The sequence below is a fragment of the Enterobacter sp. HG048 genome (genome assembly GCF_024702055.1).
GTDB classification, from domain to species: Bacteria; Pseudomonadota; Gammaproteobacteria; order Enterobacterales; family Enterobacteriaceae; genus Enterobacter; species Enterobacter dykesii.
Genome location: NZ_JANLIZ010000011.1, coordinates 92,833 through 116,324, shown reverse-complemented (window position 1 = coordinate 116,324; position 23,492 = coordinate 92,833). Strand labels below are relative to the sequence as shown.

Genomic DNA, 23,492 nt, shown 5'->3' with positions numbered 1-23,492 from the left:
GAGGGCACCAGACCGCACCTAACCCTTAATCGGTGAATTCCGACGCTTGCGCGGGTGATGGAAGTGCCGCCAGTGTGGATCCTGCGCCGCCGCCAGCAACTCGTGGTCACCGCGGGTGTCTCCCCAGGCGCGCAGGTGATAGGCGTTCAGATCGCCATACACTTTTTCCAGCCTTGCCACCTTCTGGGCGCAGCGGCAGTTATTGCCCGTGATGCGCCCCGTCAGCTTGCCGTCTTTCACTTCCAGCTGTGTGCCAATCAGCTTAATGCCGAGCTTATCAGCCCACGGCTGGAGCACCAGCGCCGGGGACGCGGAACAGATGGTCACCTCCGCACCGGAATTTACCTCAGCCGCCACCGCCAGAACCCCTTCAGGGCGCATCAGCTTGTTCCAGTATTTTTCACAAAAGGCTTCCGCCTGCTGGCGCAGCCAGTGTTCATCCACGCCCGTCAGGAAGGTTTTAATCAGCACTTCCTTCAGCTCATCGCGCGTCAGCTTGCGACGCACGCAGTGGAGCGTGGGCAGCGCCATGCGCACCAGGCGGCCCGCGAAGTAGCGTTTACCGAAGGCAAAACGCAGGAAAGGAATAAAGCTATCGTGGTGCGTTAATGTCCCGTCAAAGTCAAAGACAGAGAGCACGCTGGATTTAGCCACCGTCTCATCGGCAATCATATTGGTCATAAATACGTCTTAGCTGAAATACACATTCTGCGGATCAGTTTACCTGCTTTAGCTGGACAGTCCTTATACCACCACTCTTTTTTTCTCGATCTTGCGATCTCAAGGTGAGTCCATTTTTGGCCTCGATAACAATTGGTGAAAAAACGAGCTGTCTATATTATCGCCACATCGCAAGATATTTAGGGGAACCATTGGCCCCCACAGGTAAGGAAAAACTCACTCACTACTTCTTTCTTGATATGACACTTAGATCGCTTATTTCAATCCTCACGTTAAGTTTTGCTTCGTTTTCTGCGTTCAGCTTTCAACTGCCAGCGTCGATGTTATCGATGAACAGCGAACTGGGAGCATCACCGGCGAAATCTGCGCTGGTGCATCAGGAAACGGGCCCGCTGCGCTCGCGTATTCTCGATCAATACCAGAAGTGGAAAGGCACCCAGTACCGGTGGGGCGGAACCACGCATCGCGGGGTGGATTGTTCCGCGCTGATGCAGCACCTGTTCACCGATGCGGCGCATCTTAATTTGCCGCGCACGACGAGTGAACAGATCCATCGCGGCGTGCAGGTGGCGCAATACCGCCTGAAAGCTGGCGATCTGGTCTTCTTCCAGACGGGTCCGAACCGGAAGCACGTTGGCGTTTATATTGGCGAAAACCAGTTTATTCATGCCTCAACCAGTCAGGGCGTAACGGTTTCAACCCTGACGGATGATTACTGGCAGGCACACTACATTACCGCCCGTCGGGTCGCAGGCAGCGCGGCCTGACAGCATCAGATGATGTCATCCACGACGCCACCGTCGACGCGTAGCGCCGCGCCCGATGTGGCGGAGGCCTGGGGCGAACAGACATAAATCACCATGTTGGCCACCTCTTCAACCGTGGCGGCACGCTGGATAACCGAGCTGGGGCGGTTGGCCATCACAAACTCTTTCGCCAGCTGTTCCAGCGATTTGCCGGTTTTTTCGATTTCATCTTTCATCATCTCTGCGAAACCGTCAGACATCGTCGGGCCTGGCAGGACGCTGTTAACCGTCACGCCGCTCCCCGCCACAAACTTCGCCAGACCGCGCGCCAGCGAGAGCTGCGCCGTTTTGGTCACGCCGTAGTGGATCATATCCGCCGGAATATTGCAGGCCGACTCGGAGGAGATAAACACCACGCGTCCCCAGCCTTTCTGCACCATGCCCGGCAGTAGGGCGCGGGACAGACGCACGCCGGACATCACGTTGGTCTGCCAGTAACGCTCCCAGGTCTCATCGTCGGTGGCATAGAAATCCTGCGGACCGTAAATCCCGGCGTTGTTGACCAGAATATCAACGTTATTCGCTACCTTCAGAAGCGACTCGACCCCTTCCGCCGTGCTGAGATCGGCAATCGCGGCGCGCACCTGTACGCCCGGCACCACCTGCTGGAGCTGCTGAATGCCTTTATTCACCGATTCCGTGCTCCGGCCATTGACGATCACTTCTGCACCGCTTTCTGCCAGACCTCTGGCAATGGCGAACCCGATCCCGCCGGTTGAGGCGGTCACCAGCGCCACTTTCCCCGCAAAGTCGATTTTCATCATCTGCTCCTTCTCGTTTTAACGTTCGGACCTTAAAGCGTAGCAGGTGGGGATGACGGCTCCTGGCTAAAAAGGCGCAATAGCGTCTCAACCTGTTCATCAAGCGGGGCGAGGGAGCGCTTAACTATCAGGTGTAGCGGCGTTGCCCTGCGCGCGCCATGGCTCAGCGGCAGGCGTTTCAGTACGCCCTGATCCAGCTGGGTCTGGATGCGTTCCTCTGGCAGCCAGCCGTATCCGACCTGAGAGACAACGGCCTCTATGGCGGCATCGATGGTGGAGAAGGTCCACGACTCGCCGGCAGCACGCGCGGCGGGCTGGCTGTCCGCAATCTGGATGAGCGGCCACGGGCGCAGCATCTCATCATTTAGCGGCGCATCGAGGCGAAACAGGGGATGCTGATGATGGGCCACGGCAACAAAATCGATATTCATCAGCCATTCGCCGAGCCCGGTAATGTCCTGGCGGCGGGTTAAGACCATCACATCGGCTTCGTCGTTAATGGCATCGGCGCGGGTATTTTCCAGCACCTCGGTCAGACGGACCCGGGTTTGCGGATACTGCTGCTGGAACTGACGAAGAATAGCGAACAGGCGGCGGCGCGGGAAAATGGAGTCCACTACCAGATCTAACCGCGTGCGCATCCCGTTTCGAAGGGTCGCTGCGCGCGTCTCGACGTACGAAAACGCTTTCAGCAGCGGTTTAACCTGGTTGAGAAGAAGCTCTCCTGCCGGCGTTAACACCGCCCGTCGTCCCTCCGGCACCAGAAGCGCCACGCCCAGCCGCTCCTGCAGCAGCGACAGGTTATAGCTCACCGAAGACTGGCTGCGGTGCGTTTCTTCCGCCGCTCTGGCAAAGCTGCCCGCCTCAACTACCTTTTCCAGTAAGGACCATTGTTCAAGCGTCGTCTTATGCATGATTTATCTAATATTTGGATGAATTTGATTAAAACATAGCGTTATTCATTCATTTTTTGAAGGGGTACAATCTTCTCATCAAAACAAAGGAGACATTTTATGAACACCTTCGACAAACACGACTTAAGCGGCTTCGTTGGTAAACACCTTGTTTATACCTACGACAACGGCTGGAACTACGAGATTTACGTCAAAAATGAAAACACCCTCGACTATCGTATTCACAGCGGTCTTGTAGGCAACCGTTGGGTTAAAGATCAGCAGGCTTATATCGTGCGGGTAGGGGAGAGCATCTACAAAATTTCCTGGACTGAGCCAACCGGTACCGACGTTAGCCTGATCGTCAACCTGGGCGACAAACTGTTCCATGGCACCATCTTCTTCCCGCGCTGGGTTATGAATAACCCGGAAAAAACCGTCTGCTTCCAGAACGATCACATTCCGCTGATGAACAGCTATCGCGATGCAGGGCCGGCGTATCCAACGGAAGTGATTGATGAATTTGCTACGATCACCTTTGTTCGCGACTGCGGCGCCAATGATGAAAGCGTGATTGCCTGCGCGGCCAGCGAGTTACCGGAAAACTTTCCAGATAACTTAAAATAAGCGCGACAATTAACTAAAAAGAAAAGTTCCCGGTTGTTTCTTCTTTGACAGAAATAACCGGGATTTTTTTTGTTTGTTTATGCTTGGTTTAAAAATTACATCTTGTAAAAATTGAGTTGGGTCACGAAATAAATAATTCATAATTATCTAAATCATTGTTTATAAATGAAATGTAATTGCTTTTGTTACATCTGCAATACACATCTTAATTTTTCCCTAAGAAATGAACGATACCTTGATATGAGTTTATGGTTCGTTGAAATAAACGAAAAAGTAATTGGGTAATATCAAGCGCGTGCCATTCTTATTGCAAGGAAATTAATGATGAGTGATTTTTTGCCTTTTTCCCGCCCGTCGATGGGTCATGAGGAATTAGCGGCGTTGCAGGAGGTTTTAACCTCCGGCTGGATCACCACTGGGCCTAAGAATCAGGAACTTGAAGAGGCATTTTGTCAACTTACCGGGAATCAGCATGCGATTGCCGTCTGTTCAGCTACCGCGGGCATGCACGTCACGCTGATGGCGCTGGAGATTGGCCCGGGTGATGAAGTTATTACCCCTTCCCAGACCTGGGTATCCACGCTGAATATGATCGTATTGCTGGGCGCCACGCCGGTCATGATTGATGTGGACAAAGATACACTAATGGTGACGCCAGAAGCCGTTGAAGCCGCCATTACCCCGCGCACTAAAGCCATTATTCCCGTTCACTATGCCGGTGCGCCGTGTGAAATCGACGCTATCCATGCCATCGGTGAACGTCACGGTATTCCGGTTATTGAAGATGCTGCCCATGCCGCCGGAACGTATTACAAGAACCGTCATGTGGGCTGGAAAGGAACGGCGATTTTTTCCTTCCACGCCATTAAAAATATGACCTGCGCGGAAGGCGGCTTAGTCGTCACGGATAATGCCCGGCTGGCACAGCGGATCCGCAGTCTGAAATTCCATGGCCTCGGCGTAGACGCCTATGACCGCCAGACGCACGGCCGCGCGCCGCAGGCGGAAGTGATCGCGCCTGGGTATAAATACAACCTGGCGGACATCAACGCCGCGCTGGCGCTGGTGCAGTTGGGCAAGCTGAAAGAGGCCAACAGGCGCCGCAAGGAAATCGCCGAACGCTACCTGCGGGAGCTTGCCGATACGCCGTTCCAGCCGCTCACCGTTCCGTCATGGCCGCACGTGCACGCCTGGCACCTGTTCATTATTCGCGTTGACGAAGCGCGCTGCGGGATCTCACGCGACAGCCTGATGGCGGCGCTAAAAGAGAAAGGCATCGGTACCGGCCTCCACTTCCGCGCGGCGCACACCCAAAAATACTACCGCGAGCGTTTTCCTGATGTATCGCTTCCGAATTCTGAATGGAATAGCGCGCGTATTTGTTCTCTCCCTCTTTTCCCGGACATGACTCATGACGACACGACCCGCGTCATTACCGCACTCCATCAGCTTGCAGGACATTGATATGTTCAGTGCACCGCCTGTACAAATAGTTTCCGTGGTAATCCCGGTTTATAACGAGCAGGAGAGCCTGCCCGAACTGATCCGCCGCACAACCGCCGCCTGCGACACGATGGGCAAGGCTTATGAAATTCTGCTGGTGGATGATGGCAGTAGCGATAATTCCGCGCTGATGCTGACCCAGGCCGCACAGGCCGAAGGCAGCCACATTGTGGCTGTGCTGCTCAACCGCAACTACGGCCAGCACTCGGCGATTATGGCGGGGTTTAGCCACGTCACGGGCGATCTGGTCATCACCCTGGACGCTGACCTGCAAAACCCGCCGGAAGAGATCCCGCGGCTGGTCGCCAAAGCCGATGAAGGCTATGACGTGGTCGGCACGGTACGTCAGAACCGTCAGGACAGCCTGTTCCGCAAGCTGGCCTCGCGCACCATCAATCGTCTAATCCAGCGCACGACCGGTAAAGCGATGGGCGATTACGGCTGCATGCTGCGCGCCTACCGCCGCCATATTGTCGATGCAATGCTGCACTGCCATGAGCGCAGCACCTTTATTCCGATCCTCGCCAACACCTTTGCCCGCAAGGCAACGGAAATTCCGGTTCTGCACGCCGAGCGCGAGCACGGGGAGTCGAAGTACAGCTTTATGCGTCTCATCAACCTGATGTACGACCTCATCACCTGCCTGACCACCACGCCGCTGCGCCTGCTGAGCGTGTTCGGCAGCATCATCGCCGTGGCCGGGTTTGCGCTGTCCGTTCTGCTGGTGGTGTTGCGCCTGGTCTTTGGCCCGCAGTGGGCGGCGGAAGGGGTCTTCATGCTCTTTGCCGTGCTGTTTATGTTCATCGGCGCCCAGTTTGTCGGGATGGGCCTTCTCGGTGAATACATTGGCCGTATCTATAACGATGTTCGCGCGCGTCCGCGCTACTTTATTCAACGTGTTGTCCGTCAGGAACACAAAGCATCTCAAGAGGAAATTCACCCATGAAAGCTGTTGTATTTGCCTATCACGATATGGGGTGCACGGGCACGCTGGCCCTGCTGGAAGCGGGCTATGACATTGCGGCAATCTTTACCCATCCGGACGCGGCCGGAGAGAATAACTTTTTTGGCTCCGTGGCGCGTATCGCCGCCGAGCGCGGGATCCCGGTTTATGCACCGGACGACGTCAACCACCCGCTGTGGGTGGAGCGCATCCGCGCGCTGGCGCCTGATGTCATCTTCTCGTTCTACTACCGCAACCTGCTTTCCGACGAGATCTTAGGTCTGGCCGCAAAAGGCGCCTTTAATCTTCACGGTTCCCTGCTGCCTGCCTACCGTGGCCGCGCCCCGCTGAACTGGGTGCTGGTGAACGGTGAAACGGAAACGGGCGTGACGCTGCACCGCATGGTGCGCCGTGCTGACGCGGGCGCTATCGTGGCGCAGCAGAAGGTCGCTATTGATGCGGACGAAACGGCGCTACAGCTGCATCAAAAGCTGAATGCGTCGGCACAGACGCTGCTGCGTGATGCGCTTCCAGTCATCCTCAACGGCACCTTCAGCGAGACCGCGCAGGACGAGAGCAAGGCAAGCAGCTTTGGCCGCCGCGCGCCGGAAGATGGTCGTCTCGACTGGAACAAGCCTGCCCGCCAGCTGCACAACCTGGTGCGTGCCGTGACCGACCCGTGGCCGGGCGCGTACAGCTTTGCGGGCGTAAGCAAATTCATCGTCTGGAAATCCCGCGTGCGTGACGATATTCCGGCTGCCAAACCGGGCACCGTCGTCTCTGTCTCTCCGCTGATTGTAAGCTGCGGCGAGCAGGCGCTGGAGATCGTCACCGGACAAACCGACAACGGCCTGTACGTTCAGGGCACCCAGCTGGCACAGTCTCTGGGTCTGGTGGCCGGGGCGCTGATCACCAGCGCACCGGTTGTTGCCATCAAGCGCCGTACCCGCGTGCTGATCCTCGGCGTGAACGGCTTTATCGGTAACCACCTGACGGAACGTCTGCTCAAAGACGATAACTACGAAATCTACGGTCTGGATATCGGCGCGGATGCCATCAGCCGCTTCCTCGATAACCCGCGTTTCCACTTCGTGGAAGGGGATATCAGCATCCATTCCGAGTGGATTGAATACCACATTAAAAAATGCGACGTGGTGCTGCCGCTGGTCGCCATTGCCACGCCGATCGAGTACACCCGTAACCCGCTGCGCGTGTTCGAGCTGGACTTCGAAGAGAACCTGAAGATCATCCGCGACTGCGTGAAATACGACAAGCGCATCATCTTCCCGTCCACGTCTGAAGTGTACGGCATGTGTACCGATAAGAACTTCGATGAAGACACCTCCAACCTGGTGGTCGGGCCGATCAACAAACAGCGCTGGATTTACTCCGTCTCCAAACAGCTGCTGGACCGCGTGATTTGGGCCTACGGTGAGAAAGAAGGCCTGCGCTTCACTCTGTTCCGTCCGTTCAACTGGATGGGCCCGCGTCTGGATAACCTGAACGCGGCGCGTATCGGCAGCTCCCGTGCGATCACCCAGCTGATCCTCAACCTGGTGGAAGGCTCGCCCATTAAGCTTATCGAAGGCGGGAAACAGAAACGCTGCTTTACGGACATCAGCGACGGTATTGAAGCGCTGTTCCGCATCATCGAAAACAAAGATAACCGCTGCAACGGCGAAATCATCAACATCGGTAACCCGGAAAACGAAGCGAGCATTCGCGAGCTGGCCGAGATGCTGCTGGCCAGCTTTGAGCGCCATCCGCTGCGCGACAAGTTCCCGCCGTTTGCCGGCTTCCGCGAAGTGGAAAGCAGCAGCTACTATGGTAAGGGCTACCAGGACGTTGAGCACCGTAAGCCAAGCATTCGCAACGCGAAGCGCTGCCTGAACTGGACGCCGACGGTCAAGATGGAGCAGACCATTGATGAAACGCTCGATTTCTTCCTGCGCACCGTGGAGCTGTCGGAACAGGTCTCATGAAAAAAGTCGGTTTACGTATTGATGTCGACACCTTCAGGGGAACGCGTGACGGCGTACCCAAACTGCTGGAACTGCTGAGCAAACACGATGTGCGTTCCAGCATTTTCTTCAGCGTGGGGCCTGACAACATGGGACGCCATTTATGGCGTCTGATTAAACCGGCATTTCTGTTCAAAATGCTGCGCTCGCGCGCAGCATCCCTCTACGGCTGGGATATTTTGCTGGCCGGCACCGCCTGGCCCGGCAGACGCATCGGCGCGGGTAATGAAGCCGTTATCCGTGAGGCGGCGCAGCATCATGAGGTGGGTCTGCACGCCTGGGATCACCATGCCTGGCAAGCCTGGGCGGGCGTCTGGGATATCCCGCGCCTGTCCCGTGAGGTCGAGCGTGGGATGCTGGAGCTGGAGGCCATTACCGGCCAGCCCGTGCGCTGCTCCGCCGTGGCGGGATGGCGTGCGGATCAGCGCGTCGTGAAGGCCAAAGAAGCCTTTGCGTTTCGCTACAACAGCGACTGTCGCGGAACCGGGCCCTTTTTGCCGCTGTTAGGCGAAAATCGCTACGGTACGGTGCAAATTCCGGTTACGCTTCCCACCTGGGATGAAGTGGTCGGGCGCGAGGTGAAGGCTGATGAGTTCAATCGCTACATTCTGGACCGCATCCATCGTGACGTCGGCACGCCGGTGTATACCATCCATGCCGAAGTGGAAGGGATTGCGTATCAGCATGATTTCGATGAACTGCTGACCATGGCCGCTCAGGAGGGCATTGAATTCTGCCCGCTGAGCGAGCTGCTGCCGGACGACCTCAGCACCTTGCCCGTAGGTAAAGTCGTACGCAATGAAATGGCTGGCCGGGAGGGCTGGCTTGGCTATCAACAAACCGTGAGTCCGGTCCCATGAAAACAGCCCGTTATGGCTTAGCGCTTTTCGCACTGTTTATCGTTTACTACCTCATTCCGGTCGATATCCGCCTGCTCTGGCAGCCTGATGAAACGCGCTATGCGGAAATCAGCCGTGAAATGCTGGCCTCCGGAGACTGGGTAGTCCCGCATTTTCTGGGGCTGCGTTACTTTGAAAAGCCGATTGCCGGCTACTGGATCAACAGCATCGGGCAGATGCTGTTCGGGCACACGAACCTTGCCGTGCGTGCCGGGTCTATCTTCTCTACTGGCTTAGCCGCGCTGCTGGTCATCTGGATGGCCTGGCGTCTTTGGCAGGATAAACGTGTTGCCTTGTTCTCCGGCCTGATCTTCCTGACCCTGTTCCTGGTGTATGGCATCGGCACGTATGCGGTGCTGGATCCTATCATCACCCTGTGGCTGGTGGCGGCGATGTGCAGCTTCTGGCTGGCCTCACAGGCTCAAACCGTTGCCGGAAAAGCGGGCGGCTATGTGCTGCTTGGGCTGGCCTGCGGAATGGGGGTGATGACCAAAGGCTTCCTGGCGCTGGCGGTACCGGTGATTGGCGTGCTGCCGTGGGTGATCGCACAGAAGCGCTGGAAAGAGGTGCTGATTTTTGGCTGGCTCGCGATCCTGAGCTGCGTGCTGATTGTTCTGCCGTGGGGGCTGGCCATTGCGCACCGTGAGCCTGACTTCTGGCGTTATTTCTTCTGGGTGGAACATATTCAGCGTTTTGCCCAGAGCGACGCGCAGCACAAAGCCCCGTTCTGGTACTACATACCGTTCCTGATTGCGGGCAGCCTGCCGTGGCTGGCGCTTTTGCCCGGCGCGTTTCGTCTCGGCTGGAATGACAGACAAAACGCGGGTGGCGGGTTCTATCTGCTGGGGTGGGTGGTGATGCCGCTGCTGTTCTTCAGCATCGCCAAAGGCAAGCTGCCGACCTATATCCTGCCGTGCTTTGCCCCGCTGGCGATCCTGATGGCGCGCTATGCCTGCCTCGCGGCGGAAAAAGGTGCCAGAGCGTTACGCATTAACGGCGGGATTAACCTGGCGTTTGGCGTTATCGGCGTGGCGGCGGCGCTGGTGGTCTCGCCGTGGGGGCTGTCTAAACATCCGGTCTGGACGTCGGTCGAACTGTATAAAGTGTTCTGCGCGGTGGTGGCGTTCCTCATCTGGGCCGCGGTAGGCTGGTTTACGTTCCGACAGAGCCAGCAGCGCTGGTGGCTGGCGGCACTGTGCCCCGCAGGGCTGGCGCTGCTGATTGGTTTTGCCATTCCTAACCTGGTGGTGGATTCCAAACAGCCGCAGTCGCTGGTTGATACCGTGCGCGAGCCGCTTCAGGAAAGCCGATTCGTGCTGGCCAATAACGTGGGCGTGGCGGCTGGCCTGGCGTGGGAGCTGAAGCGCAATGACATCACGCTGTTTGGTCAGAGCGGTGAGTTGCGCTACGGGCTGGATTATCCCGATGTGAAAGATCGTTTTGTCAGTGAGGACGACTTCTCGCAGTGGCTGGCAACGCATCGTCAGCAGGGACGCGTGTCGCTGGTCATGCTGCTCTCAAAACGCGACGATATTTCACGGGCGAATTTACCGCAGCCGGACAATCTCTATATCCAGGGGCGTCTGGCCCTGCTGGAGTATCTGCCGAAGTGATGACCTGGATCTGGCTAATACTGGCAAGCCTGCTCAGCTGCGCGGGGCAGCTGTGTCAGAAACAGGCTACCCGCCCGGCGAAAGCCGGGCGGCGCGGGACGCACATCGCGCTGTGGCTTGGCCTGGCACTGCTGGCGCTGGGCTGCGGGATGCTGGTCTGGCTGGTGGTGCTGCAACGCCTGCCTGTCGGCGTCGCGTACCCTATGCTGAGCCTCAATTTTGTCTGGGTGACGCTGGCGGCGAAGGCGTTCTGGCGTGAGCACGTTGCTGCGCATCACTGGCTGGGAGTGGGGTTCATCATCATTGGGATTGTTATCCTGGGAGGGAGCCTGTGAAAGGTGCATTCTGGGCCTTATGCAGCGTGCTGTTAGTCAGCGCCGCGCAGCTGTTGCTGCGTAATGCCATGCAGGCATTGCCACCGGTCAGTGATGTTCTGGCGCTGATTTCCGCGCTGTGGCACTTCTCGTCCGGCACGGGCGCGCTGCTGCTGGGGTTGATGGGGTATGTGGCGTCCATGGGCTGCTGGTATCTGGCGCTGCACCGTATGGCGCTCAGCAAAGCGTATGCTCTGCTGAGCCTCAGCTATATTCTGGTGTGGGGCGCGGCGATCCTGCTGCCCGGCTGGGGAGAACGCTTCTCCTGGCACGGGCTGGTGGGCGTCGGGTTTATTATTCTGGGTGTGCTGGTGATTTTTCTGCCCCGCACGTCCCAACGTGAATAATCGACTCGTGGGTCAGGGTGTAAGGGGTTGCTGTGCAGACGGCAAGGCTCAGCGAGCCGACCTGTAGCTGGCTGACCGCGTGCGTCCGCGCCGTGCTGTCGATGCTGACAATCTGCCAGGCGCTGCCGCCACGCTGTTTTACAATCGCTTCTTTCCGCGTCCAGATACGCCAGAAGGCGGAAAGCCGTTCCTCGGGCGCTTCTCGCTCCAGCTCGTCATGCTCCGTCATGCTGAATACCGCATTAGCCAGCGCCTGCCAGTTCTTCCTCGGGCGAATCACCTCGATATCGCAGCCGACTTCACCTTCATCGCTCATCAGCAGGGCGATATCGTCACCGCTGTGGCTCAGGTTGAACCACAGCGGATGACCCTTCGCAAAGGCCGGTTTCCCCTGCTCGCCGTAAATGATGTCGGGGAGCGGGTGAGGGGATAACGCTCTGGCGAGCAGCGTCCTCCCGGCCAGCCAGGAGGCCTGTCGGGCACCCTGAGGCGCCCTGTCTGCGAGCGCTGACGCCAGCGGGTCCGCGCAAAGGGTGGAGATTTCTCCCAGTACAAACTGGTACATAGTTACGCCCAGCGTTTAATGATGATCGAGGTGTTGATGCCGCCAAACGCGAAGTTGTTGCTCTGCAAATACTCGCAGTCAATCTGGCGGGCTTCTCCCATAATATAATCCAAAGCACCGCATTGCTCATCCGGCTGCGTTAAATTGAGCGTCGGGGCAAACCAGCCTTCACGCATCATCTGCAGGCTCATCCACGCTTCCAGCGCGCCGCAGGCCCCCAACGTATGGCCAAAATAGCTCTTCAGCGAGGAAACCGGCACGCTGTCACCGTAGATAGCGGCGGTGGCCAGGCTTTCGGCGATATCACCGCGATCGGTGGCGGTACCGTGCGCGGAGATATACCCCATATCCCGGGCGCTTAATCCCGCCATGGCCAGCGACTGCTCCATGCAAATCTGCATGGTGTCACGCTGAGGCTGGGTGATATGGGCCGCGTCACAGTTGGTGGCAAAGCCCACGATCTCACCGTAGATTGTCGCCCCACGCGCTCTGGCGTGCTCCAGCTCTTCCAGAATCAGGGTGCCTGCGCCTTCTCCAATCACCAGACCATCGCGCTGCGTATCGAACGGAGAAGGGGTGGTTTTGGGTTCGTCGTTACGCTGGCTGGTGGCGAACAGCGTGTCAAACACCGCCGCTTCAGACGGACATAATTCTTCCGCGCCCCCCGCGACCATCACGGTCTGATAGCCGTGGCGAATCGCCTCCCAGGCGTAGCCAATCGCCTGGCTGCCGGAGGTACAGGCGCTTGATGTCGGGATGACGCGGCCACGTAGTCCAAAGAACAGCCCGGTATTCACCGCCGTGGTGTGTGGCATCATCTGGACGTAGGTTGTCCCGGTGATGTTATTGGTGTGCTTTTCGGTGAGCATGGTCGCGAATTCGCTGACCGGACCGGTGCTGCCTGTCGAAGAACCGTAGGCGATACCGGTTTGGCCGTTAGTGAGCACCGCTTCGCCAATCAGCCCCGCCTGCTCCAGCGCCAGCTCGGTGGCGCGGGTCGACATCAGCGACACCCGGCCCATGGCGCGAATACGCTTGCGGGTATAGTGTTCCGGCAGCGTGAAATCGTCGATCGGCGCGCCAAGAAGGGTATGCAGGCCATCATACACCTGCCATTCCGGCATTTTACGCACCGCGTTTTCATACGCCAGCAGCCTGCTGGAAACGGATTGCCAGCTTTCGCCAAAGGCGGTCACGCCGCCCATGCCCGTAATCACCACGCGACGCGTCATAGCATTCCTCCGTTAATGGAAATGACCTGGCGGGTAACGTAGCCCGCAATATCCGACATCAGATAGCTTGCCAGCCCGGCGACCTCTTCAGCCTGGCCCATACGTTTCATTGGGATGATGGACATGGCTTCCTTCAGCGCGGCCTCTTCCATCTCAATCATGCCGGTATCAATCAGCCCCGGGGCAATGCAGTTGACGGTGATTTTGCGTTTTGCCAGCTCAATCGCCAGCGCTTTGGTGGCGCCGATAATGCCCGCTTTGGCCGCGCTGTAGTTAACCTGTCCGCGGTTGCCCATCACGCCGGACACGGACGATAAGGTGATAATGCGCCCCCCTTTACGGGTGCCAATCATCGGCATAATGCAGGGGTGAATGACGTTATAAAAACTGTCGAGATTGGTGTGGATCACGCTGTCCCAGTCGTCTTCGCTCAGCGCCGGAAAGGCGCCGTCGCGGGTAATTCCGGCGTTGCTGACCACGCCATACCATGCGCCATGGGCTTCAATCTCCTGCTCCAGCACCTCGCGGCACTGTTCGCGGTTGCCCACATCAAAGGAGAGTAAACGACCGTTGCCACCCGCCTGCGTGATGGCGTCCAGCGTCTCCTGCGCGCCTGCGGCATCACGATGGTAATGCACGCCTACGGTAAACCCGTCGGCGGCAAGCTGGCGGGCGATGGCGCGCCCTATGCCTTTGCTGGCCCCTGTGACCAGTACGGAACGACTCATGCGTTAGATCCCTGATTAAAAAGCGATGTTAATTCTTCTGCGCTCGGCTGGAAGGTATTGACCCGGCCCGTGGCCAGCGTCTCTTCATTAGCGGAAATCGCGCATTCAAAGCTGCCGAAGCGTTCGTCCTGCATCAGCAGCTTAACGGTAATATCCAGCGTCAGGCCCGCGGCGAAACGCCCGCTGGCACAGATCAGCTCGCGCGCGCCGAGCACCATGCCCAGCGCGATATGATCCTGCCCCTGCTGCTGGCGATGCCAGCCCGACCAGACGCCGACGGTTTGCGCCATCAGCTCGAGCGCGTACCAGCCCGGCAGGTCGCCATCGGCATTGAGAAACGGCGCCAGCACGCTTTGCCCGTTGACGGCCACGCGGCAGACCGCCGTGTCGTCCGAAACGTTCTCAACGGACCCCAGCAGCATCATCGGCGCCTCGTGCGGCAAATAGGCTTCGGGTGATAAGTAGCTCATGAGGCTCTCCCCAGCAGGATGCTGGCGTTGTTACCGCCAAACGCGAACGAGTTAGACAAAATGACCGGCTTTCTCAGAGCGGTGCGCTGGTGCAGCAGGCCGCACGGCGCCAGCGTGTCGTCCGGCGCGTAGCGGGCGAAGTCCTGCGGCGGCAACGGCAGATCGCGCGTCAGCATCAGCCAGCTCAGGGCCGCTTCGGTAATACCGGCGGCGCCCAGCGTATGGCCGGTAAGGTGTTTGGTTGAGCTACACGGCACGCTTTCCCCGAAGAGATCGTGAACTACCTGCGATTCAATCTGATCGTTGAGCGGCGTGGCCGTGCCGTGCAGGTTGATGTAGCCGATATCTTGCGGCCGCATGCCCGCTTCGTTAAGCGCCTGAGTAATAGCCCTTATCGCCCCTTCGCCCTGCGGATGCGGAGCGGAAATATGGTACGCATCGCTGGATTCGCCCGTCCCGAGCAGTGCCACGTCGGCGGGCTCACGGCTCAATACCATCAGCGCGGCGGCTTCACCGATGGTGATCCCCCGGCGGTCGCGACCAAACGGCTCGCAGAGCGTGGGGGAGAAGGATTCAAGGCTGTTAAAACCGTTGACGGGCATCCGGCTCAGGGTATCGGCCCCGCCGACAATGGCGATGTCCACCAGCCCGGCTTCAATCAGACGTTTGCCGCCGATCATCGCCCGCGCGCTGGAGGAGCAGGCCGTGGAGATCGTGTAGGCCGGGCCTTCGAGCTGAAGCCAGTTGGCGAGGAAGCGGGACGGATCGCCAAGCTCCTGCTGCGGATACTGCCAGCGCGTGCTGGCCTCGCCGTCTGTCATACGCCTGACGTGCTCATCGCCCTCATCCAGCCCGGAGGTGCTGGTCCCCAGCACCACGGCCACGCGGTCACGACCGACGCGGGCGATGGCCTCGTCAACGGCGGGCTGAATCTGCGCCAGCGCGGCCAGCAGCAGCTGGTTATTGCGGGTGCGGTGTGCGGAGAAGGCGTCCGGGACGGGCGGCAGCTCGCCTTCCACGCCGCCCAGAACGGCTTCGAGCAAATTCTGCAGCCAGCCGGTCCGGGCGTGCATACCCGGCGCGACGCCTGCCACCAGGTTCGCGGCAATCTCATCGGGCGAGTTGCCCAGCGCGTTGACCATGCCAACAGCGGAAATATAGATCATCTCAGTCACCCAGATATTGAATGGTGATGTGGTATTTGAATACGTGTTGCTCGATGCTGATCGGCTCGCGCTTGCCTTTGCGCTGCAGGTAGACAATCTCCGTCACCAGCTTGCCGCTGGCGTTGCGCAGCTCGCGTCGATCGCCATTGTCCGTTAGCGTCCAGCCCTTCGGCAACTGCGGCTGCCAGGCGCTTATCGGCCAGTGGCTGAGCATCACGTCGGCCAGCACCTGGCTGGCGGGCGGCAGCTGCGGCACAACGATCGACTGTTCGGTATGAATACCGGTCTCATCGTACGTTGCCAGGAACAGACGAATGCCCACGGAAGAGAGCCCGGCCAGCGTGACCTTATGCGCATCCGCGTTGAGCATCACCAGCAGAGACTGCGTTTGTCCGTTAAAGCTGCCGGTCAGCAGCTGCTGGGAGCTTACCGCCGGGCTGATGCCGGGCGGCGGCAGCGTCACTTTGGTGCCCGGCTGGAGCCAGGCCTGAGGCCGCGTCTCTTTGGTATCGGTCGAATGGCTGCAGCCTGCCAGCAACAGCGCCGCGGTTAGCGCGACGGCTCGGTAAAAAGCGTTCATTTACGTTTTCTCTCTTTCTTATCCGGCATCGCCAGCGGCGCCAGCAGGAAGGCGGTAAAAATACCGCTTACCAGCACGATACCAAAGCTGCTGATGGCCTGGGTGGCGCTGAAGACGAGCATGCCCAGCGTGAGCAGCGTGGTCATCATGGCCAGCGTAATCGCCAGCATTGAGGTCAGCGGCGTACCGCGCGGGTTGCTGAAAAACAGCGTGTAGTTAATGCCAATGCCGAGCACCAGCACCAGCGCCAGCAGTGAGAACAGATTCACCGGGTGGCCCGTTGCGGCCAGTACCGCCAGCCCGCAGCTCAGCGACAGCACAGACGGCACCAGGCTTATCAGCCCTTTACGCCAGCCGAGGCGCAGCATCGCCCCGCAGGCAATCACTGCCAGCGCGGCAAACAGTAGCCCCGTCAGCAGCGTGCGGTAGAGAGCAAACAGGCTGTCAAAGCTGGCTTTGCGATCGACCCAGACGACGCCGTCATGGCGCGCGGCCAGTTCACTGAGGTGAGCGCTGTTTTTCGCGCCGTCCACCGGCACGAGCACGCCGCTTTCCCCGTCGGGCAGGGTCAGCCAGAGCAGGCGCCAGCCTTCGCTGGCCGGGCTTTCAAGCCACGCGTCCACGCTGACCGGCATGGCGTCGAGATTTGGGGATACGGCGTTAAGCCCGGCGCTTTTCAGCACGTTCGTTACCGCAGGAGCAGCCTCGCGCAGCAGCGTAAGATCGCTTTTCTGGCGGGCCAGCGAGTTCAGCGGCAGCGTACGCCAGCGGGCGATCTCTCCGGCTTTCTGCGCCTGCGCCAGCGCCGGGGTAAAGGCTTCCAGCCGCTCCAGCGTTTGCTGAGGCGAGGCGCCATGAACCACAAACCATTTCTGATCGACGCTCTGTCCGGTCAGGGCGGTAATGGCCTTCTCCTGCGCCAGAATATCTTTCGGCAGGGCCTGCAGCTGGGCGATGTCATCGTCCACCCTCAGGGTGCTCATCCCCACGGCGGAGAGCAGCGCCAGCGCGACGGGCAAACCAACGGACAGTTTTTTACTGCGCCGCCACGCGGCCAGCCAGCGCAGCATGATAACCATCAGCGGAACCGGGCGCACCGGTAAGCCCCGGCACAGCCACGGATGCCAGAAAATCACCGTCAGGCAGGAGGCGCTCAGCCCCACGGCGGCGAATACCGCCATCTGGCGGATCCCGGGGAAGGGGGCCAGCATCATAATCAGGTAGGCGGCGACGGTCGTCAGCAGCGCCAGCAGCAGCGCATTGCGTACTTTGGCCAGGCTTTGCCAGGGGGAATATTCCGCGCCGTGCACCATCCGTTCGGTCAGGTAGTAGAGCGTGTAGTCGGCTGAAATACCGATGATGCTCATGCTCATCACCAGCGTCATCAGGTGCAGTTCGCCAAAGAGCAGCAGCGTCACCACCGTGCCCGCCAGCGCGCCGATGGCAATCGAGAGCACGCTCAGCAGCAGCGGACGCAGAGAGCGGAACACCGCCACGATGAGCAGGAACACGCCAAGCAGGGTGGCGATGCCCAGCGTCGAAATATCGCGTTTGGCCTGCTGGCTGGCGTAATCGCTGTAGAACACGGTACCGCGCGAAAGCAGCTGCGCCTGTGGGTAACGCGCTTTTAGCCTCTCCTGCAGCGCGTTAAGCGTCGTCACGAGCCGGTGGGTCTGCTGCATATCGAATGACGAGCCCGCCAGCTCGCCGTGCAGCAGATACCAGTAGTTTCCCGCCTCATCTTTTGTGACCAGCCAGCCGTCCATCAGCCGGAGCTTCTGGCCGTTTTGCGCCAGAGCTAGCTGGGAGCCGCGCATCAGCATCAGGGGATCGTTTTGCAGCTCTTTGCCGCTGACGCCGGAAAAGGCCGAATAGAGCTGAGATAAAATCCACTGCGCCTGCGCTTCTCCGCCGTTTTGCAGGCGGGCGCGGGTGGAGGGATCGATCAGGCCATTTCGGTGCTGCCAGAAGAACTCTCCCCAGGCCTTTTGCCCGGCGGCGTCCATCGGGCCTTTAACCTCGCTGAGCGAATCGCTGCTTTGCAGCAGCGCCAGCCACTGCTGCGCCACGCGCGGATCGGGCTCTTTGCCGGGGCTGACCAGCCAGACCAGCTGGCGGTCGAGACGCTGCATAAAACCGTCGTTGAGCGCCGGCGGGATCGCCCCCAGCGTCTGCTTCGGCAGCATGGCCAGCACGCTGCTATTCAGACGCGCGCCGGGCAGCAGCGACAGCAGCACGCCCAGCAGAATCAGGCATAGCGTGGCCCACAGCAGCGCCGGGCGCAGGGATTTACGGTGCGGCAAAGCGTTGGCGTTCGTCATCGGTCAGGCTGGCGGGCGTCAGTTGGTGGCGTGAAAGGGCGATATCGGTACGGTCGCCCTGTTTGTCGTTGAGACGAATCGTCTCCAGATAGGTCGCGCCGCCCAGATCGAGGGTGGCGAAGATTTTGTCCAGCGGCGTCGTTTTTGGCGTAAGCACCAGCGACCAGCGGCCCGCGCCCAGGTCTTTAAAATCGATGCGGAAGTTCTCTTCAAGCACCCTGCGGTCGGCCTGGAACAGGGCCCGCAGAAGATGGTTGAACTGGAACATCTGCGGATTATTGTCGGCGGTGACGGTCTGCGGCGGCTGGCCGTTAATGGCCTGAACCATCCGCTTGTCGTCCAGCAGGAGCGTCATCGGGAACGGCGCTTTTTGATCCCACAGCAGGCCGCTGTCGCGGGCGATCAGCATCTCGCCCTGCGAGCGCAGCGGCTGCGGCATATCTTTTATGGTGCGAACCTGTTCGAAGTGCGCGCGCACGACGGGCTGCCCGGTGAAACGCTGCTGCAGTTCATCCAGCGTCACGGCGCTGACCAGCGGGCTGACGATCAGCGCCAGCAAAGGCCACCATTTCATGGCGTCACTCCCATTCGTTCAAACAGTATTGCCGGGCTCACAAAGCACATTTCGCGGGTGGCTTCTTCCACCGCCACCTGGATGGTGTAACCGGTCGTGGTGCGTTTGCCGGTCTGCGCATCGAAAATTTGATAGGCAATGCGCAGGCGGTTTTCATACTCTTCAACGTGCGCGCGGACGCGAATACGCTGCTCAAAGGTCACCGCATCGCGGTATTTCACCCGGGTATCGACGACGGGCCAGACGTAGCCGGAGGCCTTCATCTGGCGATAGCCATAGTCAAACTGATTGAGCAGCGCCTCGCGGGCGATCTCAAAGTAGCGGAAATAGTTACCGTGCCAGACCACGCCCATCATATCGACGTCGTGGAACGGAACGGTGATCTCAACTTCAGTCGTAAAGCGGGGATCGGTCAGCACCCTTTACTCCTTCTCTCTGGACTCTGGCAGATGCCAGAAATCGAAAAAATTAAACCAGTCGAGCGGCGACAGGAGGGCGTAATGCTCCAGCCGCTGCGCGTAGCGATCGACGGTCTCCTGCAGCGCCTGCTGGCGTTCACTGCGCGGGAGGCGCAGCGGGTCGGCAAACGGTTCGCTGTGCAGGACGAGCTTACCCTGCTGGCGCAGGGCAAAAATCAGCACCACCGGGCAGCGCAGGATGGAGGCCAGAATAAACGGCCCCTGTGGGAACGGCGCTGGCTGGCCCATGAACGGACTCCAGATCACGCGCCACTCGCCGCCACGCTGCGGATTCACCGCGATGCGGTCGCCCACAATCGCGACCCATTCTCCCCGCTCAAGCTTCTCTTTGATGGCAATCGCGGTGTCCGGGCCGATGTCGGTAACTGACATCAAGTTCACGCTGGCCTCGGGCGCCATTTCGCTCATGATTTGCTTAAAGCGCCGGGCGTTTTCGCTGAAGACCAGAGCGGTGATAATTTTGCTGCCGTCCAGCTGGGCCAGCGCCCGGCAGGCCTCAACGTCGCCAAGATGCGAGGCCAGCAGCAGCTTGCCCTGCGGCGCCGCGATATTAAGCGTTTCGCTCGCGCCGGGGGCAAAGACCACGTCGCGATCAAACTTCAGCTCACCGCGCCAGCTGGCGACTTTATCCAGCATCGCGTTGCCGAAGCGCATGAAATGGAAAAAGCTGTTGAGCCGCGGGGGAACGGGCATGTTTCGCTGACGCAGTTCTTGCTTCACTCTCTCAATCCACTGCCGCGAGGCCTGCCGCGCCGGACGCGCAATAAGCCAGTACACGCCGATCACCGGCCACAGCAGCACGGTAAAAGCCCGCCGACCCATCAGCTTCCAGACGCGCAGCATCAGGCGCATGCCCCACAGGCCTTTGACCTCGTCCTGCTGTGCCCAGTGCTGGCGGCGTCGACGGAAAAGCAGTCCGGGCATGCGGGGCAGCATGCCGAAGAACAGCCGGGTATGCATCAGGGAGATCCGCACGTTATCTTTTAACGCGTCGAAGTGGGACAACCCGTCCTGCGGGTAGGTGACGCGGGTGGGCAGAAAGATGCTGGTGTTGCCCTGCCAGTAGAGACGGACCATCACTTCGGTGTCAAAGTCCATCCGTTTGCCGAGCGTTTCACGCGCCGCCAGCCGCAGCGTGGGCGAGACCGGATAGACCCGAAAGCCGCACATGCTGTCTTTAAGCTGCAGGGATAAGGTCTCAATCCACACCCAGACGTGGGTTACCCAGCGCCCGTAGAGCCGCGAGCGCGGAATGGAATCATCGTAAATGGGCTGGCCGGAAATCAGCGCGTCCGGGTGGCGCTCCGCCAGCGCCAGCAGTTTGGGGATATCTTCGATGGCGTGTTGACCGTCCGCGTCCACCTGCACGGCGTGGGTATAGCCCGCGCGCGCGCACTCCTCCAGCCCCCTGATGACCGCGGCACCTTTCCCGGCGTTTTGTGTCAGACGGACCAGCGTCATCTGCGGCTGCTCCGCCGCCAGGCGTTCGAGCTCCTGACGGGTGCTCGCTTCGCTGCCGTCATCCACCACCAGGCACGGCAGGCCGAACGGCGCGAGACGCGACAGCACGCGGGCGATCATGGCGCCGTGGTTGTAGCACGGGATCAGCACGCAGGGGCGAAAGATCACTGACATAGCCGAATTTTCCCGCTGCTGGCGGTATGGCGCTCCGCCCCGGCGTGACGCTGGTAGCTGAAGGTCAGCATCTGACGTTCGGCATGCCACTCAAGCACCAGCGTCACTGTGCTTTCCGGCAGCAGAGGCGCCTGGAACTTCACGTTTTGAATGCTATGAAAGCGGTAGCCCGGTGCCAGTAAGGTCGTTGCGTAGTGCATCACCCAGTCAAGCTGCGCAACGCCGGGCAGCAGCGGCTGTACGGCAAAATGGCCCTGAAACCAGAACAGCGCCGCGTCGAGATGCAAAATAATTTCCAGCTTCTCCGGCTGTGTCTGGTGGCGCTCAATTTCAGGAATTTTCATGAAATAACTCCTCTAACTGCGCATAGACACGCTTGTTCATACTGTTTACCGGCATTTCATCTACAATGCGCCAGTATCGCGGAACGGCGACCGGCTCAAGCCACGGCAGCAGGGCGCGACGCCAGGCGAACTCCTGCGCTTTTTTATCCTGCATATACCCGCGCTGGCGAACCGCTTCGTCCAGAACCAGCAGGACGCCAATCCCCTGACGGCCCCCGCGCGTGACCGGCAGTGCAGCCGCTTCGCAAATGCCGTCGAGTTCCAGCAGGCGACGTTCAATCTCGTTAAGCGAGATGCGCTTTTCTTCAATTTTGACCACCCGCCCGCGGCGACCGGCGATGCTGAACAGCCCCTCGCTGTCGAAGTGCAGGATATCGTCCAGCTGGAGTCCTTCAGCCTCGTGGATCAGCGGCGACGTGACGCGACAGGCGTCATCTTCCTGATGGAAAATAACGCCGGGGAAGGGTTGCCACGGCACGTTATCCTGCTGGCGATGGCGCCAGGCGAGGATCCCGGTTTCGGTACTGCCATAAATTTCATCCGGCCAGATGTTAAGCCAGCCAGCGGTGGTTGAGACGTCGCACCAGGGCAGCATTCCGCCTGCTGAAATCAGCATTCTGACGGGCGGCGCGGGCAGCTCCGTATCCAGGCGCTTCAGAAACGCCGGGCTGCTGATGAACAGGTAATGCCTGTCATGAGGAAGGGCGGCCAGCTGCTCTGCGTAGTAGAGCATCGCGGCATGCAGCGGCAGGCCCAGCGCCATCGGCAAGACGATGCGGAAGGTCAGGCCATACAGATGTTGCGGTACGACCGAAGCGACAACGCTACAGCCGGTCAGACGCTCGCCGAAGCGGTCAGCCAGCAGACGGGCTTCACGATCCAGGCTGACGATGTGCTTCATCACCCGGCGCGGGGTACCCGTGGAGCCGGAGGTGAACAGTTCAACGAAGCGGCTTTCGTCAATGGCCGGCAGGGGCGCCCAGCGGCGAGCAGTCTGATGGCTGGAGGCCACCACAATCAGCTTGCCATGGAAATCGAGAGTCCTGTCGCTCAGGACGCCGCTAAACAACGACTGCTGTTCTTCAAGCTGCGAAACGCGGCTATGGCCGGGAATGACCGGCGTTTTACCGGCATGCAGCGAGGCCAGAAGCGCAACGATAAACAGGTAGCTGTTTTCAAAGCACAGCGCCCAGCGCTCGCCATCCTGCTGACGCAGAGTGTCGACCAGTAAGGTCACGTCGTGGCGCAGCTGGCCCAGCGTCCAGGTACGATCGTCAAGCCAGGCAACGGGCATGTCGTCAGGGCGGGGCGCGTTTAACCACTGGCCCAGCGGAAGGGGGTTAGTCATTGTGCATCTCTTTTTTTATCACCCGCTGGCGCACCAGCCACTCGGTTGCCATCAGCGTTCCCATCAGGATGTAGGCCACCATACCGTTCCACAGCGTCCACAGATGCATGTCGCCGTGGAGCACGGTGAACAGCGCCATCGCGCCGTTTCCGATGAAAAAGCCGCACCAGACGAAGGTCACCTTGCGGGTATAGCGCACGCCCTCCGGGGGCAAATCTGGCTCGCGCAGGCGCGCCAGCCGTTCGACCAGCGGCATCGCGGTCCATAGTGAACCGCCGAACACGGCCAGCATCACAAGGTTGACGACCACCGGGTAGAACAGCAGCCACTGGTGGGTTTTCAGCAGGTAGCTTGCCGCGCAGAGCGCAATGCCCGCGAGCGCCACGCACTGCACCACATACCGCATCGGGCCAGCGTTCCGCCGCGCCTGGCGCAGGCGCAGCAGCAATACCAGCGCCATCACCGGCAACAGCCACTGCAGGCTGTTGTGCGTTAGCCCAAATCCAATCAGGAAGGGCCACGCCAGCAGCATCAGCCCCGTCAGCAGTGGGATGACCGGGAACGTCCGTCCACCACGCACGA

General features: G+C 59.7%; 25 protein-coding genes. 9 read left to right on the top strand and 16 right to left on the bottom strand.

What is annotated here, in order from left to right; translation table 11 throughout:
- Positions 1-18 precede the first annotated feature (18 nt).
- On the bottom strand, positions 19-681 hold the full coding sequence (locus NUX24_RS14270) for an HAD family hydrolase (RefSeq protein WP_014885577.1): 663 nt from the start codon (positions 679-681) through the stop codon (positions 19-21).
- A gap of 239 nt (positions 682-920) precedes the next feature.
- Between NUX24_RS14270 and NUX24_RS14265 the strand changes: the two genes are divergently transcribed.
- Positions 921-1,448, top strand: a complete 528-nt coding sequence (locus NUX24_RS14265) for an NlpC/P60 family protein (protein WP_047652927.1) — start codon at positions 921-923, stop codon at positions 1,446-1,448.
- Positions 1,449-1,453: 5 nt separating this feature from the next.
- On the opposite strand, the gene NUX24_RS14260 is transcribed toward NUX24_RS14265, so the two are convergent.
- Both NUX24_RS14260 and NUX24_RS14255 read right to left on the bottom strand, forming a co-directional pair.
- Positions 1,454-2,248: an SDR family NAD(P)-dependent oxidoreductase gene (locus tag NUX24_RS14260; RefSeq protein ID WP_047646797.1), complete on the bottom strand. Its 795-nt coding sequence runs from the start codon at positions 2,246-2,248 to the stop codon at positions 1,454-1,456.
- A gap of 32 nt (positions 2,249-2,280) precedes the next feature.
- Positions 2,281-3,162, bottom strand: coding sequence for a LysR family transcriptional regulator (locus NUX24_RS14255; RefSeq protein ID WP_257832318.1), 882 nt, complete (start codon positions 3,160-3,162; stop codon positions 2,281-2,283).
- A 99-nt stretch (positions 3,163-3,261) separates the two neighbouring features.
- Between NUX24_RS14255 and NUX24_RS14250 the strand changes: the two genes are divergently transcribed.
- The 8 genes from NUX24_RS14250 to arnF all read left to right on the top strand — a co-directional run bounded on the left by NUX24_RS14250 (position 3,262) and on the right by arnF (position 11,468).
- Positions 3,262-3,768 carry a phenolic acid decarboxylase gene (locus NUX24_RS14250; RefSeq protein WP_126330594.1) on the top strand — a complete coding sequence of 169 codons (507 nt, stop codon included), beginning with the start codon at positions 3,262-3,264 and terminating at the stop codon, positions 3,766-3,768.
- A gap of 324 nt (positions 3,769-4,092) precedes the next feature.
- Positions 4,093-5,232: a UDP-4-amino-4-deoxy-L-arabinose aminotransferase gene (gene arnB, locus NUX24_RS14245; RefSeq protein ID WP_257832390.1), complete on the top strand. Its 1,140-nt coding sequence runs from the start codon at positions 4,093-4,095 to the stop codon at positions 5,230-5,232.
- A 1-nt stretch (position 5,233) separates the two neighbouring features.
- On the top strand, positions 5,234-6,217 hold the full coding sequence (gene arnC / locus NUX24_RS14240) for an undecaprenyl-phosphate 4-deoxy-4-formamido-L-arabinose transferase (protein WP_214577481.1): 984 nt from the start codon (positions 5,234-5,236) through the stop codon (positions 6,215-6,217).
- Positions 6,214-8,196: a bifunctional UDP-4-amino-4-deoxy-L-arabinose formyltransferase/UDP-glucuronic acid oxidase ArnA gene (gene arnA / locus NUX24_RS14235; RefSeq protein WP_257832316.1), complete on the top strand. Its 1,983-nt coding sequence runs from the start codon at positions 6,214-6,216 to the stop codon at positions 8,194-8,196. Before arnC ends, arnA begins: the two co-directional genes overlap by 4 nt.
- A complete protein-coding gene (gene arnD / locus NUX24_RS14230; RefSeq protein ID WP_257832314.1) occupies positions 8,193-9,095 on the top strand; it encodes a 4-deoxy-4-formamido-L-arabinose-phosphoundecaprenol deformylase in 903 nt (300 codons plus the stop codon). Before arnA ends, arnD begins: the two co-directional genes overlap by 4 nt.
- Complete coding sequence (arnT, locus tag NUX24_RS14225) at positions 9,092-10,747, top strand: lipid IV(A) 4-amino-4-deoxy-L-arabinosyltransferase (RefSeq protein WP_257832312.1); 1,656 nt, start codon at positions 9,092-9,094, stop codon at positions 10,745-10,747. The genes arnD and arnT overlap by 4 nt, the downstream gene beginning before the upstream one ends.
- Positions 10,744-11,082, top strand: coding sequence for a 4-amino-4-deoxy-L-arabinose-phosphoundecaprenol flippase subunit ArnE (arnE, locus tag NUX24_RS14220; protein ID WP_257832310.1), 339 nt, complete (start codon positions 10,744-10,746; stop codon positions 11,080-11,082). The genes arnT and arnE overlap by 4 nt, the downstream gene beginning before the upstream one ends.
- Positions 11,079-11,468 (top strand): 4-amino-4-deoxy-L-arabinose-phosphoundecaprenol flippase subunit ArnF, encoded by a 390-nt coding sequence (arnF, locus tag NUX24_RS14215; RefSeq protein WP_048977507.1) that lies wholly within the window; start codon positions 11,079-11,081, stop codon positions 11,466-11,468. Before arnE ends, arnF begins: the two co-directional genes overlap by 4 nt.
- Here the strand turns inward: arnF and acpT are convergent.
- Genes acpT through NUX24_RS14150 form a run of 13 tightly spaced genes read right to left on the bottom strand, consistent with a single transcriptional unit; the run spans position 11,416 to position 23,490 of the window.
- Positions 11,416-12,033: a 4'-phosphopantetheinyl transferase AcpT gene (acpT, locus tag NUX24_RS14210; protein ID WP_257832306.1), complete on the bottom strand. Its 618-nt coding sequence runs from the start codon at positions 12,031-12,033 to the stop codon at positions 11,416-11,418. The genes arnF and acpT overlap by 53 nt on opposite strands.
- Before the next feature lie 2 nt (positions 12,034-12,035).
- Positions 12,036-13,265: a beta-ketoacyl-ACP synthase gene (locus tag NUX24_RS14205; RefSeq protein WP_214577454.1), complete on the bottom strand. Its 1,230-nt coding sequence runs from the start codon at positions 13,263-13,265 to the stop codon at positions 12,036-12,038.
- Positions 13,262-13,993: a 3-ketoacyl-ACP reductase FabG2 gene (locus NUX24_RS14200; protein ID WP_257832304.1), complete on the bottom strand. Its 732-nt coding sequence runs from the start codon at positions 13,991-13,993 to the stop codon at positions 13,262-13,264. The genes NUX24_RS14205 and NUX24_RS14200 overlap by 4 nt, the downstream gene beginning before the upstream one ends.
- Complete coding sequence (locus NUX24_RS14195) at positions 13,990-14,463, bottom strand: 3-hydroxy-fatty acyl-ACP dehydratase (RefSeq protein ID WP_126330596.1); 474 nt, start codon at positions 14,461-14,463, stop codon at positions 13,990-13,992. Before NUX24_RS14195 ends, NUX24_RS14200 begins: the two co-directional genes overlap by 4 nt.
- Positions 14,460-15,629, bottom strand: coding sequence for a beta-ketoacyl-[acyl-carrier-protein] synthase family protein (locus NUX24_RS14190; RefSeq protein WP_257832301.1), 1,170 nt, complete (start codon positions 15,627-15,629; stop codon positions 14,460-14,462). The genes NUX24_RS14195 and NUX24_RS14190 overlap by 4 nt, the downstream gene beginning before the upstream one ends.
- A gap of 1 nt (position 15,630) precedes the next feature.
- Positions 15,631-16,209, bottom strand: a complete 579-nt coding sequence (locus NUX24_RS14185; RefSeq protein ID WP_047652912.1) for a DUF3261 domain-containing protein — start codon at positions 16,207-16,209, stop codon at positions 15,631-15,633.
- Entirely contained in the window at positions 16,206-18,530 is a 2,325-nt protein-coding gene (locus NUX24_RS14180) for an MMPL family transporter (protein WP_257832299.1), read from the bottom strand. The genes NUX24_RS14185 and NUX24_RS14180 overlap by 4 nt, the downstream gene beginning before the upstream one ends.
- Entirely contained in the window at positions 18,499-19,104 is a 606-nt protein-coding gene (locus NUX24_RS14175) for an outer membrane lipoprotein carrier protein LolA (RefSeq protein WP_033146843.1), read from the bottom strand. The genes NUX24_RS14180 and NUX24_RS14175 overlap by 32 nt, the downstream gene beginning before the upstream one ends.
- Positions 19,101-19,523: a thioesterase family protein gene (locus tag NUX24_RS14170; protein ID WP_023309526.1), complete on the bottom strand. Its 423-nt coding sequence runs from the start codon at positions 19,521-19,523 to the stop codon at positions 19,101-19,103. The genes NUX24_RS14175 and NUX24_RS14170 overlap by 4 nt, the downstream gene beginning before the upstream one ends.
- Before the next feature lie 3 nt (positions 19,524-19,526).
- Positions 19,527-21,218, bottom strand: a complete 1,692-nt coding sequence (locus tag NUX24_RS14165) for a glycosyltransferase (protein WP_257832295.1) — start codon at positions 21,216-21,218, stop codon at positions 19,527-19,529.
- Entirely contained in the window at positions 21,209-21,562 is a 354-nt protein-coding gene (locus NUX24_RS14160) for a hydroxymyristoyl-ACP dehydratase (protein ID WP_126330604.1), read from the bottom strand. Before NUX24_RS14160 ends, NUX24_RS14165 begins: the two co-directional genes overlap by 10 nt.
- Positions 21,549-22,910 (bottom strand): AMP-binding protein, encoded by a 1,362-nt coding sequence (locus NUX24_RS14155; protein ID WP_257832293.1) that lies wholly within the window; start codon positions 22,908-22,910, stop codon positions 21,549-21,551. Before NUX24_RS14155 ends, NUX24_RS14160 begins: the two co-directional genes overlap by 14 nt.
- Positions 22,903-23,490 carry a hypothetical protein gene (locus tag NUX24_RS14150; protein WP_257832291.1) on the bottom strand — a complete coding sequence of 196 codons (588 nt, stop codon included), beginning with the start codon at positions 23,488-23,490 and terminating at the stop codon, positions 22,903-22,905. Before NUX24_RS14150 ends, NUX24_RS14155 begins: the two co-directional genes overlap by 8 nt.
- Between the last annotated feature and the right edge of the window lie 2 nt (positions 23,491-23,492).

Excerpts from the sequence above, each read along its gene's own strand:
- NUX24_RS14270 (WP_014885577.1), bottom strand. The coding sequence starts at position 681 with ATGACCAATATGATTGCCGATGAGACGGTGGCTAAATCCAGCGTGCTC.
- NUX24_RS14265 (WP_047652927.1), top strand. The coding sequence starts at position 921 with ATGACACTTAGATCGCTTATTTCAATCCTCACGTTAAGTTTTGCTTCG.
- NUX24_RS14260 (WP_047646797.1), bottom strand. The coding sequence starts at position 2,248 with ATGAAAATCGACTTTGCGGGGAAAGTGGCGCTGGTGACCGCCTCAACC.
- NUX24_RS14255 (WP_257832318.1), bottom strand. The coding sequence starts at position 3,162 with ATGCATAAGACGACGCTTGAACAATGGTCCTTACTGGAAAAGGTAGTT.
- NUX24_RS14250 (WP_126330594.1), top strand. The coding sequence starts at position 3,262 with ATGAACACCTTCGACAAACACGACTTAAGCGGCTTCGTTGGTAAACAC.
- arnB (WP_257832390.1), top strand. The coding sequence starts at position 4,093 with ATGAGTGATTTTTTGCCTTTTTCCCGCCCGTCGATGGGTCATGAGGAA.
- arnC (WP_214577481.1), top strand. The coding sequence starts at position 5,234 with ATGTTCAGTGCACCGCCTGTACAAATAGTTTCCGTGGTAATCCCGGTT.
- arnA (WP_257832316.1), top strand. The coding sequence starts at position 6,214 with ATGAAAGCTGTTGTATTTGCCTATCACGATATGGGGTGCACGGGCACG.
- arnD (WP_257832314.1), top strand. The coding sequence starts at position 8,193 with ATGAAAAAAGTCGGTTTACGTATTGATGTCGACACCTTCAGGGGAACG.
- arnT (WP_257832312.1), top strand. The coding sequence starts at position 9,092 with ATGAAAACAGCCCGTTATGGCTTAGCGCTTTTCGCACTGTTTATCGTT.
- acpT (WP_257832306.1), bottom strand. The coding sequence starts at position 12,033 with ATGTACCAGTTTGTACTGGGAGAAATCTCCACCCTTTGCGCGGACCCG.
- NUX24_RS14205 (WP_214577454.1), bottom strand. The coding sequence starts at position 13,265 with ATGACGCGTCGCGTGGTGATTACGGGCATGGGCGGCGTGACCGCCTTT.
- NUX24_RS14200 (WP_257832304.1), bottom strand. The coding sequence starts at position 13,993 with ATGAGTCGTTCCGTACTGGTCACAGGGGCCAGCAAAGGCATAGGGCGC.
- NUX24_RS14195 (WP_126330596.1), bottom strand. The coding sequence starts at position 14,463 with ATGAGCTACTTATCACCCGAAGCCTATTTGCCGCACGAGGCGCCGATG.
- NUX24_RS14190 (WP_257832301.1), bottom strand. The coding sequence starts at position 15,629 with ATGATCTATATTTCCGCTGTTGGCATGGTCAACGCGCTGGGCAACTCG.
- NUX24_RS14185 (WP_047652912.1), bottom strand. The coding sequence starts at position 16,209 with ATGAACGCTTTTTACCGAGCCGTCGCGCTAACCGCGGCGCTGTTGCTG.
- NUX24_RS14180 (WP_257832299.1), bottom strand. The coding sequence starts at position 18,530 with ATGACGAACGCCAACGCTTTGCCGCACCGTAAATCCCTGCGCCCGGCG.
- NUX24_RS14175 (WP_033146843.1), bottom strand. The coding sequence starts at position 19,104 with ATGAAATGGTGGCCTTTGCTGGCGCTGATCGTCAGCCCGCTGGTCAGC.
- NUX24_RS14165 (WP_257832295.1), bottom strand. The coding sequence starts at position 21,218 with ATGTCAGTGATCTTTCGCCCCTGCGTGCTGATCCCGTGCTACAACCAC.
- NUX24_RS14160 (WP_126330604.1), bottom strand. The coding sequence starts at position 21,562 with ATGAAAATTCCTGAAATTGAGCGCCACCAGACACAGCCGGAGAAGCTG.
- NUX24_RS14155 (WP_257832293.1), bottom strand. The coding sequence starts at position 22,910 with ATGACTAACCCCCTTCCGCTGGGCCAGTGGTTAAACGCGCCCCGCCCT.